A 16,766-nucleotide genomic window follows, 5' to 3' on the forward strand; every position below is an offset into this window, starting at 1 on the left:
GCAACACAGGACTACCTGTATTGCCCCGAGGTTTTAGAAGAAGCCCAGCGGATTGATGTCGTAGCTCACCAGCAGGTTTTTGGTCTGCTGGTAGTGGTCGAGCATCATCTTGTGGGTTTCACGGCCGACACCGGATTTCTTGTACCCGCCGAACGCGGCGTGCGCCGGGTACAGGTGGTAGCAGTTGGTCCACACGCGACCCGCCTTGATGGCGCGACCCATGCGATAGGCGCGGTTGATGTCGCGGGTCCAGAGGCCGGCGCCGAGGCCGAACTCGGTGTCGTTGGCAATCGCCAGGGCTTCGGCTTCGTCCTTGAAGGTGGTGATGCTCACCACCGGGCCGAAGATTTCTTCCTGGAACACACGCATCTTGTTGGTACCCTTGAGCAGGGTCGGCTGGATGTAATACCCGGTCGCCAGGCTGCCCTCGAGTTTTTCCACCTTGCCGCCGGTCAGCAGTTCGGCACCTTCGCCCTTGGCGATTTCAAGGTACGACAGGATCTTGTCGAATTGCTGCTCGGACGCCTGGGCGCCAACCATGGTGTCGGTGTCGAGCGGGTCGCCACGTTTGATCTGGCTGACTTTCTTCATCACCGCTTCCATGAACTGCGGATAGATCGACTCCTGAACCAGTGCGCGGGACGGGCAGGTGCAGACTTCGCCCTGGTTGAAGAACGCCAGCACGAGGCCTTCGGCGGCTTTTTCAATGAAGCTTGGCTCGGCCTGCATGATGTCTTCGAAGAAGATGTTCGGCGACTTGCCGCCCAGTTCCACGGTGGATGGAATGATGTTTTCGGCAGCGCATTTCATGATGTGCGAGCCGACCGGGGTCGAGCCGGTGAAGGCGATCTTGGCGATGCGCTTGCTGGTGGCCAGGGCTTCGCCGGCTTCTTTGCCGAACCCTTGCACCACGTTGAGCACGCCCGGCGGCAGCAGATCGCCGATCAGTTCCAGCAGCACGCTGATGCCCAGCGGGGTCTGCTCGGCAGGCTTGAGCACCACGCAGTTGCCGGCGGCCAGGGCCGGGGCGAGTTTCCACGCGGCCATCAGGATCGGGAAGTTCCACGGGATGATCTGGCCGACCACGCCCAGCGGTTCATGGATGTGATAGGCCACAGTGTTGCCATCGATCTCGGCGGCGCTGCCTTCCTGGGCGCGCAGGCACCCGGCGAAGTAGCGGAAATGGTCGGCAGCCAGCGGGATGTCGGCGTTGAGGGTTTCGCGGATGGCTTTGCCGTTGTCCCAGGTTTCGGTGATCGCCAGGGTTTCGAGGTTCTGTTCGATGCGGTCGGCGATTTTCAGCAGGATCAGCGAGCGGGCCTGGGCGGAAGTGGAACCCCAGGCATCGGCAGCGGCGTGGGCGGCGTCCAGGGCCTTGTCGATGTCTTCGGCGGTGGAACGCGGGAATTCGGCAATTGGCTGGCCATTCACTGGCGAGGTATTGGTGAAGTACTGACCTTTGACAGGCGCGACGAACTCGCCGCCGATGTAGTTACCGTACTTGCTCTTGAACGAGACTTTGGCGCCTTCAGTACCGGGGTGAGCGTAACGCATGATGATGTTCTCCTTGGCTTTGTACTTATTAGAGAAACGCGCATGAGCGCTTGCTATAAGCGTAGAGCAAAGGTCGGGCCACTGCCGTGCAGGTCAGGCAAATCAAGGCCTTGCGTAATTTGTGTCAGACAAGTGGCAAGCGCCTGTGACGGTATCGGTACAGCTCGGGTGACAGTTTGTACCGCTTGTGGCACAACCCGTGACCGGGCGGTCTTGCCAGCATTGCAAAGACCGGTTGGCTGGAGGATGCTGGGCACCACTTCACGCATGGGCCGATGAGCCTCGGGGAGAATAATAAGAAATGCACGACAACCATTTGAGTCGCCATGCCCGACAGGTTCTCACCGTCACCCAGGGCAAGCCGCACCTGCATGGCCCCGGTGCCGACCCGTCGATTGCCCGTTCGTGGCTGCGTTGTCTTGAGGACTATCACCTCGACCCGGCCCTGAGCATGGCGCCGACCGTGCTCGAACACGGTCGAATCCTCGAAAGCCGCGAACGGCTGCAACAGGTGTTGCAGATTGCAGGCAATGAAATGAGCAGCCTGCATCAACAACTCTCCGGCGCCGGCCACGCGGTACTGCTGACCGACGCGCGCGGGGTGATCCTCAACTGCGTCACCGCCCCCACCGAACGCAAGATCTTCGAACGCGCCGGCCTGTGGCTGGGTTCCGACTGGAGCGAGGCCTGTGAGGGCACCAACGGCATCGGCACCTGCCTTGTCGAGCGTCAGGCCCTGACGATTCATCAGGATGAACACTTTCGCGGCCGTCACACCGGCCTGACCTGCTCGGCGAGCCCGGTGTTCGACCCGCACGGCGAACTGCTGGCGGTGCTCGACGTTTCCTCGGCGCGGCATGACGTCTCGCGGCAGAGCCAGTTCCACACCATGGCGCTGGTCAATCTGTCGGCGAAGATGATCGAGAGCTGCTATTTCCTGCGCTGTTTCGATAACCAATGGCTGTTGCGATTCCATCTTCAGGCGGAGTACGTCGGGCTGTTCAGCGAAGGGTTGCTGGCGTTTGACGGGGAAGGGCGAATCAGTGCGGCCAATCAGAGTGCCTTGAATCTGCTTGGGCACATTCGCGGTGGTTTGCTCGGCAAACCGGTGGAGGCGTTTTTCGATTGTTCCCTGGATGAGTTGCTCGGGCGTGCCAGTGCCAATGCCAGCGCGAGCTGGCCGCTGCGTACTCGCGACGGGCGGCATCTGTTTGCGGTGCTGCGTGGCGAAACTCGCCGGCCGCTGCCGGTAGCGCCGGTTCCCGCGCCGGTCGAAGCGCCGCGTCTTGCAGGCATTTGTCTCGGTGATGCGGCGTTGCTGGCGGATTTTCGCAAGTCGCTGCGGGTGTTCGAGCGCGACGTGCCGCTGCTGATCAACGGCGAAACGGGCTCCGGCAAGGAAGCATTCGCCAAGGCTGTGCATAACGCCAGTCAACGCGCCGGCAAAGCCTTCGTGGCCCTCAACTGCGCGGCGATTCCCGAAAGCCTGATCGAGAGCGAGCTGTTCGGCTATCGCGGTGGCAGTTTCACCGGCGCGCGCAAGGACGGCATGCGCGGCAAGTTGCAGCAGGCCGATGGCGGCACGCTGTTCCTCGATGAAATCGGCGACATGCCGCTGGCCTTGCAGACCCGTCTGCTGCGAGTGCTCGAAGACCGGCAAGTGGTGCCGATCGGCGGCGAGCCGGAAGCGGTCAACGTGCGGATCATCAGCGCCACTCACCGCAATCTGCTGGAGCGGGTCGGCGATGGCAGTTTCCGTGAAGACCTGTATTACCGGCTCAACGGACTGGAAGTCGCGTTGCCGCCGTTGCGCGAGCGCAGTGACAAATCGCAGCTGCTGGATTTTCTGCTGGCTGAAGAGGCGGGCGGGGAAAAGATCCTGATCGAAGAACCGGCGCGCCAGGCGTTGCTGGGTTTCAACTGGCCGGGCAATGTGCGGCAGATGCGCAATGTGCTGCGCACGCTGGCGGCGTTGTGCGATGAAGGGCGGATCGGATTGGAGGATTTGCCGGCGATGTTTCGGCAGGTGCAGCCGCTGTTGGTCAAAGTCGATGAATCGTCGTCCGAACATCCATTGGAAGATGCCGAGCGGCTGGCGTTGCTCAATGCGCTGGAACACACGCGCTGGCATATGACCCACACGGCGCAGCAGCTCGGCGTGAGCCGCAATACGCTTTATAGAAAGCTGCGCAAGCACGGGATCGCCCGAACCGCCTGAATACTCCTGCCGATCGTTCCCACGCTCTGCGTGGGAACGCCTCCCCGGACGCTCCGCGTCCGCTTTTGGACGCAGAGCGTCCTGCGCTGCATTCCCACGTGGAGCGTGGGAACGATCAGGGTCGGGTGATCAGCTAAAGAGTGCGGTTTTCACCTCCCTGCGCTAACCTGCGGCCATGTTTTACGAGGTCGACTATGCACATTCATATTCTGGGTATCTGCGGGACTTTCATGGGCTCGATGGCGGTTCTGGCCAAAGAGCTGGGCCATCATGTGACCGGCTCCGATGCCAACGTCTATCCGCCGATGAGCACCCAGCTCGAAGCTCAGGGTATTCAGCTGACCCAGGGTTACGACCCGGCGCAGCTTGATCCGGCGCCGGATCTGGTGGTGATCGGCAACGCCATGTCCCGCGGCAACCCGGCGGTGGAATATGTGCTGAACAAAGGCCTGCCGTACGTTTCCGGCCCGCAGTGGCTGGCCGACCATGTACTGCAAGGTCGCTGGGTGCTGGCGGTCGCCGGTACGCACGGCAAGACCACCACCAGCAGCATGCTCGCCTGGGTGCTGGAGCACGCCGGCATGAGCCCGGGTTTCCTGATCGGCGGCGTGCCGCAGAATTTCTCGGTGTCGGCGCGTCTGGGCGGCACGCCGTTCTTCGTGATCGAAGCCGACGAGTACGACAGCGCGTTCTTCGACAAGCGTTCGAAGTTCGTCCACTACCGTCCGCGTACCGCGATCCTCAACAACCTTGAGTTCGATCACGCCGACATCTTCCCTGATCTGCCGGCCATCGAACGTCAATTCCATCACTTGGTGCGGACCATCCCGAGTGAAGGCCTGGTGATTCACCCGACCACCGAACCGGCCTTGCAGCGTGTGATCGAGATGGGCTGCTGGACACCGGTGCAAACCACCGGTGCCGGCGGTCAATGGCAGGTCAAGTTGCTGAAAGACGACGGCTCGGCGTTCGAAGTGATGTTCGAAGGCGTATCCCAAGGCGTGGTCGAGTGGGAATTGACCGGTCAGCACAACGTTGCCAACGCCTTGGCGACGTTGGCAGCCGCGCGTCACGTCGGTGTTGTTCCGTCGATGGGCATTGCCGGGTTGAGCGCGTTCAAGAGCGTCAAGCGCCGTATGGAGAAAGTCGCGGAAGTGCGCGGCATCACTATCTACGATGACTTCGCCCACCACCCGACCGCAATTGCCACCACCCTTGATGGCCTGCGTAAACGCATCGGCGATGCGCCGCTGATCGCGATCATCGAACCGCGCTCCAACTCGATGAAGCTCGGCGCGCACCGTGACGGTCTGCCGGACAGCGTGGTCGATGCCGATCAGGTGATCTGGTACGCACCGGCCAATCTCGGCTGGGATCTGGCAGGCACTGCCGCGTTGTGCACCGTGCCATCGATCGTCAGCGATTCGCTGGAAGGCATCATCGAACGCGTGAAAAGCCAGGCCCAGCCCGGCACCCACGTGGTGATCATGAGCAACGGCGGCTTCGGCGGCCTGCACGGCAAACTCGCCGAGGCGCTGAAATGAACAGTCGTTTCGAGAGCAACGGCCCCGAACGCATCACGCTGGCGATGACCGGCGCGTCCGGCGCCCAGTACGGCTTGCGCCTGCTGGATTGCCTGGTGCGCGAGGATCGTGAGGTGCATTTCCTGATTTCCAAGGCCGCGCAACTGGTAATGGCCACCGAGACGGACGTGTCGCTGCCGGCCAAGCCGCAAATGATGCAGGCGTTCCTCACCGAATACACCGGCGCGGCCGCCGGGCAGATCCGTGTGTACGGCAAGGAAGACTGGATGTCGCCGGTGGCCTCGGGCTCCGGCGCTCCGGCCGCGATGGTGGTGGTGCCGTGTTCGACGGGGACTTTGTCGGCCATCGCCACCGGCGCCTGCAACAACCTGATCGAACGGGCGGCGGACGTGACGTTGAAGGAACGTCGCCAGTTGATTCTGGTGCCGCGCGAAGCGCCGTATTCGAGCATTCACCTGGAACACATGCTCAAGTTGTCGAACATGGGCGTAACCATCCTGCCAGCCTCGCCGGGCTTCTATCACCAGCCGCAGACCATCGATGACCTGATCGATTTCGTGGTGGCGCGGATTCTCAACCTGCTGGGCATCCCCCAGGACATGCTGCCGCGCTGGGGCGAACACCATCTGAGCAGCGATGAATAAGCTGCTGGCGATCCTGCTGGTGTTGCAACTTACTGGCTGCGCCACGGCGCGCACGCTGGATGCCGCCAAGCCCGGCGCGCCGGTGGTGTATTCCGGCACCCGGCTGGATCTGTATGCGATGAATGGCGGATGTTGCGCGATGGATCGATTCGGCGCCGAGGCGCCGAGTTACCCCGGTGTGGATCTGCCGGCCAGCGCACTGCTCGACACGCTGCTGTTGCCGTTGTCGTTGCTGACGGTGATCGGCGTGGGGTTCCAGGCGACTGGCGGACTCTAAAAAGATCGCAGCCAATGGCTGCGATCTTTTGTTTTTACTTGCCGAGTTTTCTCAACTCATCCGATTCGACGATCCGCACACCATCCTGCTCCTCCAGCGCCAGCCGCCACATGGCCCGGGCCAGTTGGCAGGCTTCGATGCCGCGGTATTTGCCAGGAATCAATTTGGAGAATGGCGCGGCAAGCTGCTCGCCCAGGCGGGGCTCGCTGCGTTCGCCGAGCAACAGCGATGGCCGGCAAATGGTCAGCTGCGGCCAGTCCTGCGCACGCAATGCGTACTCCATCTCGCCTTTGACACGGTTGTAGAACACCGAGGACCGGCGGTCGGCCCCCAGGGCACTGATCACGATCAGGTGCCGTGCGCCCATTTCCCGCGCGCGCTTGGCGAAAGCTACGACCATGTCCAGATCCACGGCGCGGAACGCTTCTTCGGAGCCGGCCTGCTTGATGGTGGTGCCGAGGCAGCAATAGGCGATGTCGACGCGACCCGCCAACTGCGGCAGGAAGGTCTGTGGGTCGCCGACCGGGTTTTCCAGATGCGGATGTTCGGCCAGCGGCCGGCGTGAGGGGGCAAGGACACGGCTGATAGTTGGCTCGTTGAGCAGGCGGTCGAGCAGATGTTCACCGGTCAGACCGGTGGCTCCGGCAAGCAAGACATGCTGAGGCGTCAAGTACATAGTGTCTCTCCCTTGATACTGTTCAGCTTAGTTGCTGTTTGTCGCTCCGTCGTTCAATGCAGCACTTTGCAATGCTTTTCTCGCTTGCTGTTTACGCAGCAGTTGCCAGTGCGCCAGTACGGTTTTCGGCGCCCAGATCTGCGGTTCAGAGGCTTCGAAGCTGTCCGCCAGTTCCCGTTCGGCGACGGTGGCCTTGGCCAGTTTGAAGGCTTGTTCCAGGTCGTCGGTCTGGTTCAGCGCCTGGGCAAACAGGGCGTCGCCGAAGTAGGTGAAGTTGGCCTCCTCGGAGCAACCGAACGAAACGCGATCGGCGCGCGAGGCGGTCATGATCAGCGTGCGTTCATCCTTCAACGCCGGAATGAAGCCGCCGGAATAGCACGAAGAGATGACAATGATCTTGTCGCGGTTCTTCAGCGGCGCCAGCACGGCGGCGAGTTCGTCGGCGGGCAGGTCGGCCAGTTCCATGCGCGGCTGGTCGAGTACCAGTTCGTGCTCGGCGGTGCCGTGGCTGGTCAGGTAAATGAAGACCAGATCTTCCGGGCCGCTGCGTTCGGCCAGGGTCAGGGCTGCGCGGCGCAGGTTTTCGCGGGTGGCCATCGGCCGGTCGCCGAGGTGGTCGCGATGGTTGACCAGACGAATCTGGCCAAACGCGCCGAAACGGCTGGTGAGCATGTTGGCCACGTAGTCGGATTCGCGCAGGAACACGCTCTGCTTGCCATCGCCGCCGAGGGTCAGGGTGTACAGCTCAACGGCCGGGGTCGAGGCCGGCACATTCGCCAGTGCCTCGTCGAGCAGGCGACCCTGGGCCAGCAGGCCGAGTTCGAGGGTGTCCGGCAGCAATTTGCCGTCGGCATCGCGCACTCGCTGGCCGTTGATCCAGGTGCCGCTGAGCACGCTGCCATCGGTGAGCACCAGGGTGCCGCGTCCTGAATAGCTGTCGCTGTCGAACCCGCCGACGTAGAAGCTGCCATCGGACAGGTTCAGGCGACCCTGACCGCTGAAGCGCCAATCATTGAAGTAACCGATGTAGTGGCTTCCGTCGGCGCCAATCAGTTCGCCCTTGCCGGTCAGCGCGCCTTCCTTGAACTGCCCGAGCCAGACATCGCCATCGGCGTTTTCGTAGCGACCCTTGCCGTGCAGTTGATTGTTCTTGAAGCCGCCGACGTAGATGTCGCCGTCGGCACTGTTGAACGTGCCGTTGCCTTCGAGCTGGCCGTTGACGAAGTGGCCGGTGAACTGATTGCCGCTGGCATCGCCGCGCTGGCCTTCGCCGTTGGGTTTGCCGTGGGCGAACTGGCCCTGATAGGAGCTGCCGTCATCCAGCTCCAAGCGGCCGAGCCCGGAATACTGGTCGGCCTTGAATTCGCCGCGATAGGTCATCGCGTTTTCCTTGAGGGTGCCTTCGCCGTCGCGTCGGCCCAGCTTGAAACCGCCGGTGTAGCTGCCGGCCATGGTGGTCAGCGTGCCCTGGCCGTCGAACAGCCCTTGCTGGAAGTTGCCGCGATAGACCTCGCCATTGCTGCCGTGCCATTCGCCCTGGCCATGCCATTGCCCCTTGTCGAACGCCCCGGCGTACCAGCTGCCGTTGGGGTAGTCGACCCGGCCCTGGCCTTGCAGCAAGCCATCGACCAGTTCACCACGATAGCGGCCGCCGTCGGGCAGGCGCGCATCCGGCGGCAACAGCGATTCGCCGTCGCCACACGCGGCCAGCAACAGGGTCAAGGCAAGGGGAGCAAGAGGGGCGAATGAGCGCATAGCGGGATCCGGGCAATTAGGCGACCGAGTATGCCGCAGCTATGTGACCTTATACAGCCGGCAGGGAGGAGCGGATGCGAAACAGCGTGAGCCGCTTCGCATCCAGGCGCTTAAACGAAGCAGAGCGACAGCGGTTCGGCGATGTAGGCCGGTTTGTCCGAGCCTTCGATCTCCAGGGTGGCGGTGGCCTTGAGCAGCCACTGGCCAGGTTTTTTCTCGGTCACTTCACCGAGGTCGACCTTGAGCCGGACCTTGGAATTGACCTTGACCGGCTGGATGAAACGCACGCTGTCCAGGCCGTAGTTGACCACCATCTTCACGCCTTGCGGCAGGATCAGGATGTCTTCCATCAGTTTGGGGATCAGCGACAACGACAGGAAACCGTGTGCGATGGTGCTGCCAAATGGCGTTTGCGCGGCTTTGACCGGATCGACGTGGATGAACTGATAATCCCCGGTGGCTTCGGCGAACAGGTTGATGCGCTCCTGATCGATGGTGAGCCATTCGGAACGTCCGAGTTCCTTGCCGACATAATCTTTGAGCTCTGCAACTGGAACATAGGGCATTGAGACTCTCCTTGGGTTCATCGGTTTTATAGTTTTTCAGGTGGGGGATTTGACCGCCCTGCGAACCACTGTAGATCATCATGGCGATTTGCTCAGGTCAACCGACCATGCTTTTGGCGAATGCCGGTTCATAGCGCAGGCGTGCTTATAATGCGGGCGACCTGCGGGGTGAAAAGTAAGACGGAGATGTCGGATGTTGCTACGTGGCCTGACCATGCTGGTGCTGTTTCAATTGCTCGGCACGGCCCTCAATCATTTGCTGTTGCCGGTGCTGCCGGGGCCGATCATCGGCCTTTTGCTGTTGCTGGCATTCCTGATCGTGCGCGGTGAAGTCGGCGAGCCGCTGAATCTCGCCGCCGGCAGCCTGTTGCGTTATTTGCCGTTGTTGCTGGTGCCGCCGGCGGTGGGTGTGATGGTCTACGCCACGGCGATTGCCGCCGATTTCTGGGCCATCGTCGGGGCGTTGGTGGTGTCGCTGATTCTGTCGATGGCCTTCGCCGGCGTGCTGATGCAACGGCTGGTCAAGCGTCACGCGCCGCATTCGGAGGAGTCCTGATGCTGTTCGACTGGCAAGGTGCCTGGGCGTCGGTGATTCACCATCCCCTGTTCGGCATCGGCATCACCCTCGGTGCCTATCAACTGGTGCTGGCGGCATTCGAGAAAACCCGCTGGATCTTTCTGCAACCGGTACTCGTCTCGATGTTGCTGGTGATCGGCGTGCTGGTCGGCTGCGGCCTGACCTACGCCGAGTACCGCAAGAGCACGGAAATCCTCAGCATTCTGCTGGGGCCGGCAACCGTGGCGCTGGCCGTGCCGCTGTATTTGAATCTGCGGCGCATCCGCCAATTGTTCTGGCCGATTTTTACTACGCTGGTGATAGGCGGCGTGGTCGCCACGGGCATGGGCGTGGCGCTGGGCTGGTGGTTCGGCGCCGATCACATGATTCTGATGACCATGGCGCCCAAGTCGGTGACCTCGCCGATTGCCATGCTGGTGGCCGAGCAGATCGGCGGTGTCGCGGCACTGGCGGCGGTGTTCGTGTTGATCACCGGGGTGATCGGTGCGATCTTCGGCCCGGCGCTGCTGACCCGCCTTGGCGTGCACAGCCCCGAGGCGCGCGGCATGGCGCTGGGCATGACGGCGCATGCGGTCGGCACTTCGGTGGCGTTGCAGGAGAGCGATGAGTGCGGCGCCTTCGCGGCGCTGGCGATGAGTCTGATGGGCGTGGCCACGGCGGTGTTCCTGCCGTTGGCGGTGTCGATGGTGGTGTAAGGAAATGTCTATGAGTCTGCCGCTTTTTCCGCTGAACACGGTGCTGTTTCCCGGCTGCAATCTGGATTTGCAGATCTTCGAGGCGCGCTACCTGGACATGATCGGCCGTTGCATGAAACAGGGCGGCGGATTCGGTGTGGTGTGCATCCTTGAAGGCACTGAGGTCGGCGTGGCGCCGGAAGGTTTCGCCATGGTCGGCTGCGAAGCGCGGATCACCGATTTCCAGCAGCAGGACAACGGACTGCTGGGCATCCGGGTGCAGGGCGGGCGGCGCTTCATCGTGCAACGCACCGACGTGCAACGCGATCAGTTGATCGTGGCCGAGGTCGAGTGGCTGGACGAAGAACCCGAACAACCGTTGCAGGATGAAGACGCCGATCTGGTGGCGCTGCTCAAGGCCCTGGCCGAGCACCCGATGGTCGAAGCGCTGAACATGGGCACTGAAGCGGTTGGCCAGCAATCGCTGGCCAACCAGTTGGCCTACCTGTTGCCCTTTGCCGAAGAGGACAAGATCGACCTGCTGCAACTCGACGATCCGCAGCAGCGACTGGATGCGATCCAGGCGTTGCTCGATGAGTTGCAGGGGGAACTGTTTGCGTAAGGCCGGCTGAGCGGTTCCGTTACTCGGGCCAGACGATGTCGCCGGCGAACCACTCCTTGCCCGGGTCCAGTGTCAGTATCGGCTTGCCGGCCTTGGCGACCTTGTCGATCAGCGCGTCATATTCATGCTGGTTGTAGGCGCCGCGATGGGTACGCTCTTCAATACTCGAAGAGGTGAACCAGGGGTCTATTCCTGCCTCAGCCACATCGTCGACTTTCGCCGCCCGTGTATGGGTTGAGTCGAGCAGCCAGAGTCGGCTGGACTCGATGCCCTTTTTCGAGGCGGAGATAAGCGCTTCAAACTCATCCTGAGGAAACCACGCGCCATTCTTCTCAGCGGATAGATTGAGTAGCTGGTTTTCTTCCCTGAGCACGACTTCCATTTTTCGCGTGTCGATGATGTAGGCGAAGATGAAACTCTGGTTATGTCGAGTCGTTTCGTAGTTGCGCTCGGAATCGAGTTCCACGTCAGAGGCATCAGACCACTCGTTATCGGATTCGCCGGAATCAGGGTCAGGCTTACCGGTTTTTTTGCCGGGGTATTTGTTCTTCTGGTTGTTGTAGAGCAGGTATTCCGGATCCGGCGGATTTCTGCCATTGCCGCCATACTCGTGGAGCAACTTCAGACTGACCGTCGCGCTGATCGGCTTTTGGGTGGTCGCTCCCTGCGGATGTTTCCAGCGCGGCAGCATTCTGCCGTCGTTATAAAACTCGAACGGCGTTCGCTCATCCGCCCGGAACAAACCGGGAATATCAAGGCGATACAGGCAACCGCTGTTGTTGCGCAGGTAACCCAGACTGGCTAGAAACCCGTCGAGAAACGGCCGGCTCAGGCTTTGGTCGAAGTCCAGCAGATCGCCGCGCCAGAGCTTGCCGTTTCTTGTCGGGATGATCAGCGGCTCGATTTCCCGACGCAGTTGATCGAAGCGCCCCGGGTCGTTTTCGTCGAGCGAGCGCAATCGGTGCTGCTCCGCCCACTGCGGCATTTGCTGCGGGTTGTCGAGCAGATCCTTGCGCAGCTGCACATGCTGCACGGGCGAAAGATTGTAGCTGCGCAGATGTTCAGTCACTTCATCAAGCGTCTTCTGAGGATGCAACCAGCGCAAACCATCCATGATCAGATCCTGTCTGGCATTGCCGGTCACCATCGGTTTGACCCAGTGCGGCCGACTGCCACCGGTCTGGCCTTCTTCCCGCAAACGCGTGATGTCCTGGCCGTGAATGCCGTATGCCTCCCATATCTGATGGTCCTTCCAGGCTGTCAGGTGGGTGGGCGAACCATTGAAACCGGCCGGCGGTTCGTCAACCTGAACCCAATAGTTGTCAGGACCCTTGAATCCGTAAAAATAATCGGCGTTCGGTAAGCTGGAAAAAAATTCCTGCCGTCGGTAATAACCTTGGGTATCAACCTGTACCCAGTGAGGCATGGGGGCCAGGTGCATACGTGACAAAGGCCGGAAATGTTGCGGTTGTGAAGTGGTCGTACGCTTGATTTGTGTGTCGCCCTGATCAGAGGCAGGACGTTTGGCCAATGGTGCTTTCGGCGGTTGATCGGCAAGGTGCCATGTTGTTTCGCCCGGATCTCTGCGGATCAGCGGGCCGGGTGCCAGTTTCCTGTACAGATCGGTTACCCGATAGGCGGCGTGGACTGCGTCGAACTCCACATGCACGGTGCCGAGGTCCTGGATATCGACGAAACGGCGTCCGACGACAAAGCGAAAACCATCGGCGTCCGCTGGCTGCATGTTGCGCAACAGCGCCTGGTTCAACAGGTAACCGGTCAACCCGCCGCTTGTTACGGGCCGGGCATCCGGCAGGTCGGATATCTCGACCCTGGGCGGGGTGCCGCTGGCGGCCGAGTGACTGCCGGAACCCTGCTCGGGTGTAACGACAGGTGGGGTGGGAATATCCGGGTGTGGTCGATGCCGTACCGGTATTTCCACCTCCGGACGCGGTCGATTGACGAACGTGTCCGTTGGCGTTTGCGAACTCACTCTCGAAGAGTTTGATGGCGGGGGTGTTTTGGGGCGCATCGTGTCATTCCTTGACGATTGATGTGGTTAGCGGGCCGCGACTCAGTTCGCGGCCGTTATGGCGGCAACCCTGTTTTCGATGATCAGGTGTTCTGGATCGACCAGACGCGTGGGGGCGCCGTTGGCTGTCCACTTGCCTGTTGCCGCGTTGTAGAAAATCTCTGCATGAGGTGCGTCGGACAGATGAATGTTTTCGATGAGAACGTTATCGCTTTCCAGCATCTGTCGGCGTTTATGGTCGTTCACCAGGACGACGATTGCCTGGGTCGATCCGCAGGACGAGGCGTTGACGCTATGCAGACCAATCACCTCGAACAGTGCATTGACCCGGTACCGATCTCCCGATGTAACGATCACGTCGATGGTTTCCAGGGGCAGCGAAACGTCGTTGGTGTCGGGCAGATGAACATGAAGGCTGCCGATCTTCAGCAGGTCATCCTTGATGGAAAGATGGCTGTCGTTGATTTTTTCCTTCATCTGGTGCGCATGAATGTGCCAGGTCGATGAGCCCCGCAGGTTCGCGTCCGCTTCGGCGGTGGACAGGCGAATGGACAGGTTGCTGGACGGGTACAGCGCATAGGTCGAGGATCGTCCTTCCAGCCAGTAGCTCGTGTTGTGATCGATGGCTTTGAAATCGATGCGTTGCGGGGTATTCCTCAGGGTTCGCTTTTCGACAGAGGGTTTGACGAACAGGTAGGTACCGGCACGCTCTCGCAGTGAGGCACGGCTTGCCACCGATCGATAGCCCGGGTTCCTGGCGTCGTCCAGGCAGACATTGGCCGGATAGTCGAGGGCATAGGAAACACCGTCACGCATGACCAGGGTGAAGGCGTGATTCATCTTCCAGCCCGCGGTCAGGATCCCCGCGCCGCTGTCACTTTTTTTTCCCGTATCTTCGATGACGGCCCCGTGCACCGAGAGCAGCCCTGCACCCGCACCGAAAGCAATCCTGAAGTGGACATCGTCGTAGTCGAGCACGGTAAATGCGTTTGTCTGTCGGACTGTAACGGTATAGACGGCCTCGACATCGGCAATGTCCTTGCTGTCGAAGTCGATATAAAGCGTACTGCGCCCGCCATTGCTCTGCGGTGCTGCCTTCAGGACGGTGTGGTAGTTGCGTCTGGAGACGAAGTAGAACGAGTGCGCTTTGGTCGGCGGTATGTTGACCGGGCTGTTGAGCTGCACCGGGGAGGGCTTGGCCAGGCCGGCAGTGAGGACGTTGACACGCAGGGGGCGGTCGCTCTGGTCCGCAATCTCGGCGGGCCATTGAGGTTGCAGGTGGTAACCGTCCTGCGTGATGAATATCCATTTGTCGTTGTTCAATACGCGCTTGCCATCGACGGTCCGGTAAACCGCTTCGAGCACGAGGGCGCGCAGCGGAGATCGGGGATGGTCGTCGCGCAATGATTCGACGACCAGGGCATGAGTCCGAATGGTCCAGCTTTGAACGGCCTCGAGGGTGACACCCAGATAGACCCTGCTCGGCTCCAGACCATCCTCAGTGACGAGGATCTGGCGACTCAGAGGGTCGAGTTGGTAGATATCGTTACCGCTACCGCCGTCAACGCTGACGAAGTGGCCTCGAACTGAAATGTGGTCATCCCCTGCACCGGCATTGACCTGATCCTGCCCGTTGGCGGTAATGACGTCGGCCTGATCCGATCCGTTGACCCGGTTGCGGGCACCGGCCAGGGTTTCGACTTTCTCGATGGAACTGAACGTGGAATGCAATACCGGTTCGATTGCGGGGTTTGCTGAACGCAACCCGAGCCTTCCGGTTTTCATGTCGATGTCGTAACCGAGGTAAAGCGGTGGATTCGGGATGTGATCCAGATGCCTGTGAGTGCCTTGAAGCCAAAGCAGGTCGGTACCGTCTCCCCCTTGCAGATGATTCGCGCGGACCTCTGCGCGAGAGAGTGCATCGCCGGCGGACTGAAAGAGAAACGAATCGTCCTTGTCGCCGCCGGTGAGGGATTTGTCGCCGGCGCCGTAACTGAAAAAGTTCGGTTTGTCGCGCACGCCTTGCACCGTGTCATTGCCTCCACCCAGATTCCAGAACACCCCTTTGGCAGTGTCAGTCTTCAGGCTGGTCACGATGGCATCCGAGTCAGGCAGACCGGCTCGTGCATCGTAATGGTCATCGGTTTCGACGATGACTGGCAGGTTTTCAGTGACATAGGGTAATTCGCCCTTGGCCTCATCCCATTGGTATCGATGAAGGCGCGTAGGTTGCAGTCTGACGTCGAACTGGCCGTTGACTATCGCGTCGACACTGTCCTTGAGTTCATTGTCCAGCCAGCGCAGGCTTTGGGTTTTCAAGGCCTTGGCATAGTCGCTGGTGGTTTTCGAGATCAGATATCGCTCCATCAGCGCCTTGTCCTGGTCCTGCCCGGTGAAGGCGAACCAGCCGGCACGCCAGCGTTCGTTCACGGACAGTTCGATGTAATCGTCGATGTCGTCGACAGCCCGGACGGCGCCGTAGATTCTGGCACCGACAATCATGATGGCCGCCGCTGCGATACCCACCGGGCCGGCTGCCTGGAAACCTGCCAGTGCCGCGCAACCCAACGCGAGGGAGAGCGCGGCGCTGAATACACTCAATCCCCCGGTCACGTAGAGATCCTGCGCCTCTTTTCCCTGGGCCTTGGCGGCATCGTTGAAGGATTTGATCGCGGTGTAGATGTCAAAGGGCAGTGTCAGCGCACTGGCGATCAGGCCTGCCCCCCGGCACAGCCATTTGCCCATGCCGGTCTTGCCGAAGTGTTCGATGGCCATCGATCCCTGCCGGATCATGTGCTCGCCTGTCCTGCTCAAGGCGTACTCGAATCCCAGCGAGGTTATCTCCGCAATGCCGCCGCCGACATTGATCAGCACTTCCCCCATTTGGCCTTTCTTGAGAGCGTCGATGGCGCCGGTATACGCGCTGTACAGTCCGTAGGCCTGCAACCCCACCCCCATGCTGGTCATGCTGCGACTCTTGGCCTTGTCTACCCAGCTGGGCAAATGATCCGGCAGCGGGTCTCTGCGAATGTCCAGACGTTGTGTAGCTTTCAGCAGACTGTTGATCTTGTTCATCGCTGGCGCGGAATCGCCGGCGGCCATCTCGCGCATCAGCGCTGGGGCATCGGGTGAACGTTGCGTGACAATCTCATACAGCAGTGGCGCAACTTTCTGGCCTTCTTGCGTATTGACTGATTTGATGCGCTGCTCAACTTCGGCCGGATCGAACTCCAGTGCGTCGATGAATGTTTGATCGGGCTCGGGGAAATAGGAGTTGGCGGCTGTGATGACCTGCCCGTTAAGCCGTCCGCCCAAGGCTCTCAGTTCCTCGCGGGTAACGGTCATCTCACCGATACGCAGGGGGCCGAACAGGCTGTCTGTTTCATGCAGGCTGGGTGTGCGATCGATCGGAGAGGGAGTGTCGGTCTCATTGTTAGTTGATGAATTACTTAGGTCGGAAATAACAATTGCGGCTGTAGGATAAGTTTCCGAAGTTTTTTCGAACGGGATAGACAAGATCAATACTCTTCCATGAGGTAATGAGTATTCAATCTGTCATGCAATAAATTTTTGGCCAGGCTTAATGTTTTGCCAATTATATTTATGGTTGTCGGTTTATCGCGATGA

At 60.7% G+C, this 16,766-nt stretch carries 13 protein-coding genes; 7 read left to right on the forward strand and 6 right to left on the reverse strand.

From position 1 onward, the window contains the following. Positions 1 to 33 precede the first annotated feature (33 nt). Positions 34 to 1,554, reverse strand: a complete 1,521-nt coding sequence (locus tag ACM6JM_RS26255; protein WP_039771883.1) for an aldehyde dehydrogenase family protein — start codon at positions 1,552 to 1,554, stop codon at positions 34 to 36. Positions 1,555 to 1,855: 301 nt separating this feature from the next. Between ACM6JM_RS26255 and ACM6JM_RS26260 the strand changes: the two genes are divergently transcribed. The 4 genes from ACM6JM_RS26260 (at position 1,856) to ACM6JM_RS26275 (ending at position 6,237) form a co-directional block, all read left to right on the forward strand. Further along, entirely contained in the window at positions 1,856 to 3,772 is a 1,917-nt protein-coding gene (locus tag ACM6JM_RS26260) for a sigma-54-dependent Fis family transcriptional regulator (RefSeq protein ID WP_414882757.1), read from the forward strand. Positions 3,773 to 3,966: 194 nt separating this feature from the next. After that, positions 3,967 to 5,316 carry a UDP-N-acetylmuramate:L-alanyl-gamma-D-glutamyl-meso-diaminopimelate ligase gene (gene mpl / locus ACM6JM_RS26265; protein WP_007958628.1) on the forward strand — a complete coding sequence of 450 codons (1,350 nt, stop codon included), beginning with the start codon at positions 3,967 to 3,969 and terminating at the stop codon, positions 5,314 to 5,316. Further along, positions 5,313 to 5,960, forward strand: coding sequence for a flavin prenyltransferase UbiX (ubiX, locus tag ACM6JM_RS26270; RefSeq protein ID WP_236190113.1), 648 nt, complete (start codon positions 5,313 to 5,315; stop codon positions 5,958 to 5,960). The genes mpl and ubiX overlap by 4 nt, the downstream gene beginning before the upstream one ends. Continuing rightward, entirely contained in the window at positions 5,953 to 6,237 is a 285-nt protein-coding gene (locus ACM6JM_RS26275) for a YceK/YidQ family lipoprotein (protein WP_074691595.1), read from the forward strand. The genes ubiX and ACM6JM_RS26275 overlap by 8 nt, the downstream gene beginning before the upstream one ends. A 34-nt stretch (positions 6,238 to 6,271) precedes the next feature. Here the strand turns inward: ACM6JM_RS26275 and ACM6JM_RS26280 are convergent, their stop codons facing one another. The 3 genes from ACM6JM_RS26280 to ACM6JM_RS26290 form a co-directional block, all read right to left on the reverse strand. After that, on the reverse strand, positions 6,272 to 6,913 hold the full coding sequence (locus tag ACM6JM_RS26280; protein ID WP_007958634.1) for an oxidoreductase: 642 nt from the start codon (positions 6,911 to 6,913) through the stop codon (positions 6,272 to 6,274). 27 nt (positions 6,914 to 6,940) lie between these two features. Continuing rightward, complete coding sequence (locus ACM6JM_RS26285; protein ID WP_163976567.1) at positions 6,941 to 8,668, reverse strand: C13 family peptidase; 1,728 nt, start codon at positions 8,666 to 8,668, stop codon at positions 6,941 to 6,943. Between the two features lie 110 nt (positions 8,669 to 8,778). Then, complete coding sequence (locus ACM6JM_RS26290) at positions 8,779 to 9,234, reverse strand: MaoC family dehydratase (RefSeq protein ID WP_007909575.1); 456 nt, start codon at positions 9,232 to 9,234, stop codon at positions 8,779 to 8,781. A gap of 193 nt (positions 9,235 to 9,427) precedes the next feature. Between ACM6JM_RS26290 and ACM6JM_RS26295 the strand changes: the two genes are divergently transcribed. The 3 genes from ACM6JM_RS26295 to ACM6JM_RS26305 are packed head-to-tail and all read left to right on the forward strand — an operon-like array spanning position 9,428 to position 11,107. Continuing rightward, positions 9,428 to 9,790: a CidA/LrgA family protein gene (locus ACM6JM_RS26295; RefSeq protein ID WP_039771873.1), complete on the forward strand. Its 363-nt coding sequence runs from the start codon at positions 9,428 to 9,430 to the stop codon at positions 9,788 to 9,790. Then, the gene (locus tag ACM6JM_RS26300; protein WP_007958637.1) at positions 9,790 to 10,506 is read left to right on the forward strand and encodes an LrgB family protein; all 717 of its coding nucleotides are present in this window, start codon (positions 9,790 to 9,792) and stop codon (positions 10,504 to 10,506) included. The genes ACM6JM_RS26295 and ACM6JM_RS26300 overlap by 1 nt, the downstream gene beginning before the upstream one ends. 10 nt (positions 10,507 to 10,516) lie before the next feature. Continuing rightward, positions 10,517 to 11,107, forward strand: a complete 591-nt coding sequence (locus ACM6JM_RS26305) for an LON peptidase substrate-binding domain-containing protein (RefSeq protein WP_039771871.1) — start codon at positions 10,517 to 10,519, stop codon at positions 11,105 to 11,107. A gap of 19 nt (positions 11,108 to 11,126) precedes the next feature. Here ACM6JM_RS26305 and ACM6JM_RS26310 read toward each other — a convergent pair whose 3' ends face one another. After that, positions 11,127 to 13,139, reverse strand: a complete 2,013-nt coding sequence (locus ACM6JM_RS26310; protein ID WP_200889814.1) for a hypothetical protein — start codon at positions 13,137 to 13,139, stop codon at positions 11,127 to 11,129. A 42-nt stretch (positions 13,140 to 13,181) separates the two neighbouring features. Beyond that, positions 13,182 to 16,655: a calcium-binding protein gene (locus tag ACM6JM_RS26315; RefSeq protein ID WP_414882758.1), complete on the reverse strand. Its 3,474-nt coding sequence runs from the start codon at positions 16,653 to 16,655 to the stop codon at positions 13,182 to 13,184. Between the last annotated feature and the right edge of the window lie 111 nt (positions 16,656 to 16,766).

The organism is Pseudomonas sp. IT-P2 (genome assembly GCF_949767575.1).
In the GTDB taxonomy this organism is placed as follows: Bacteria; Pseudomonadota; Gammaproteobacteria; order Pseudomonadales; family Pseudomonadaceae; genus Aquipseudomonas; species Aquipseudomonas pharyngis.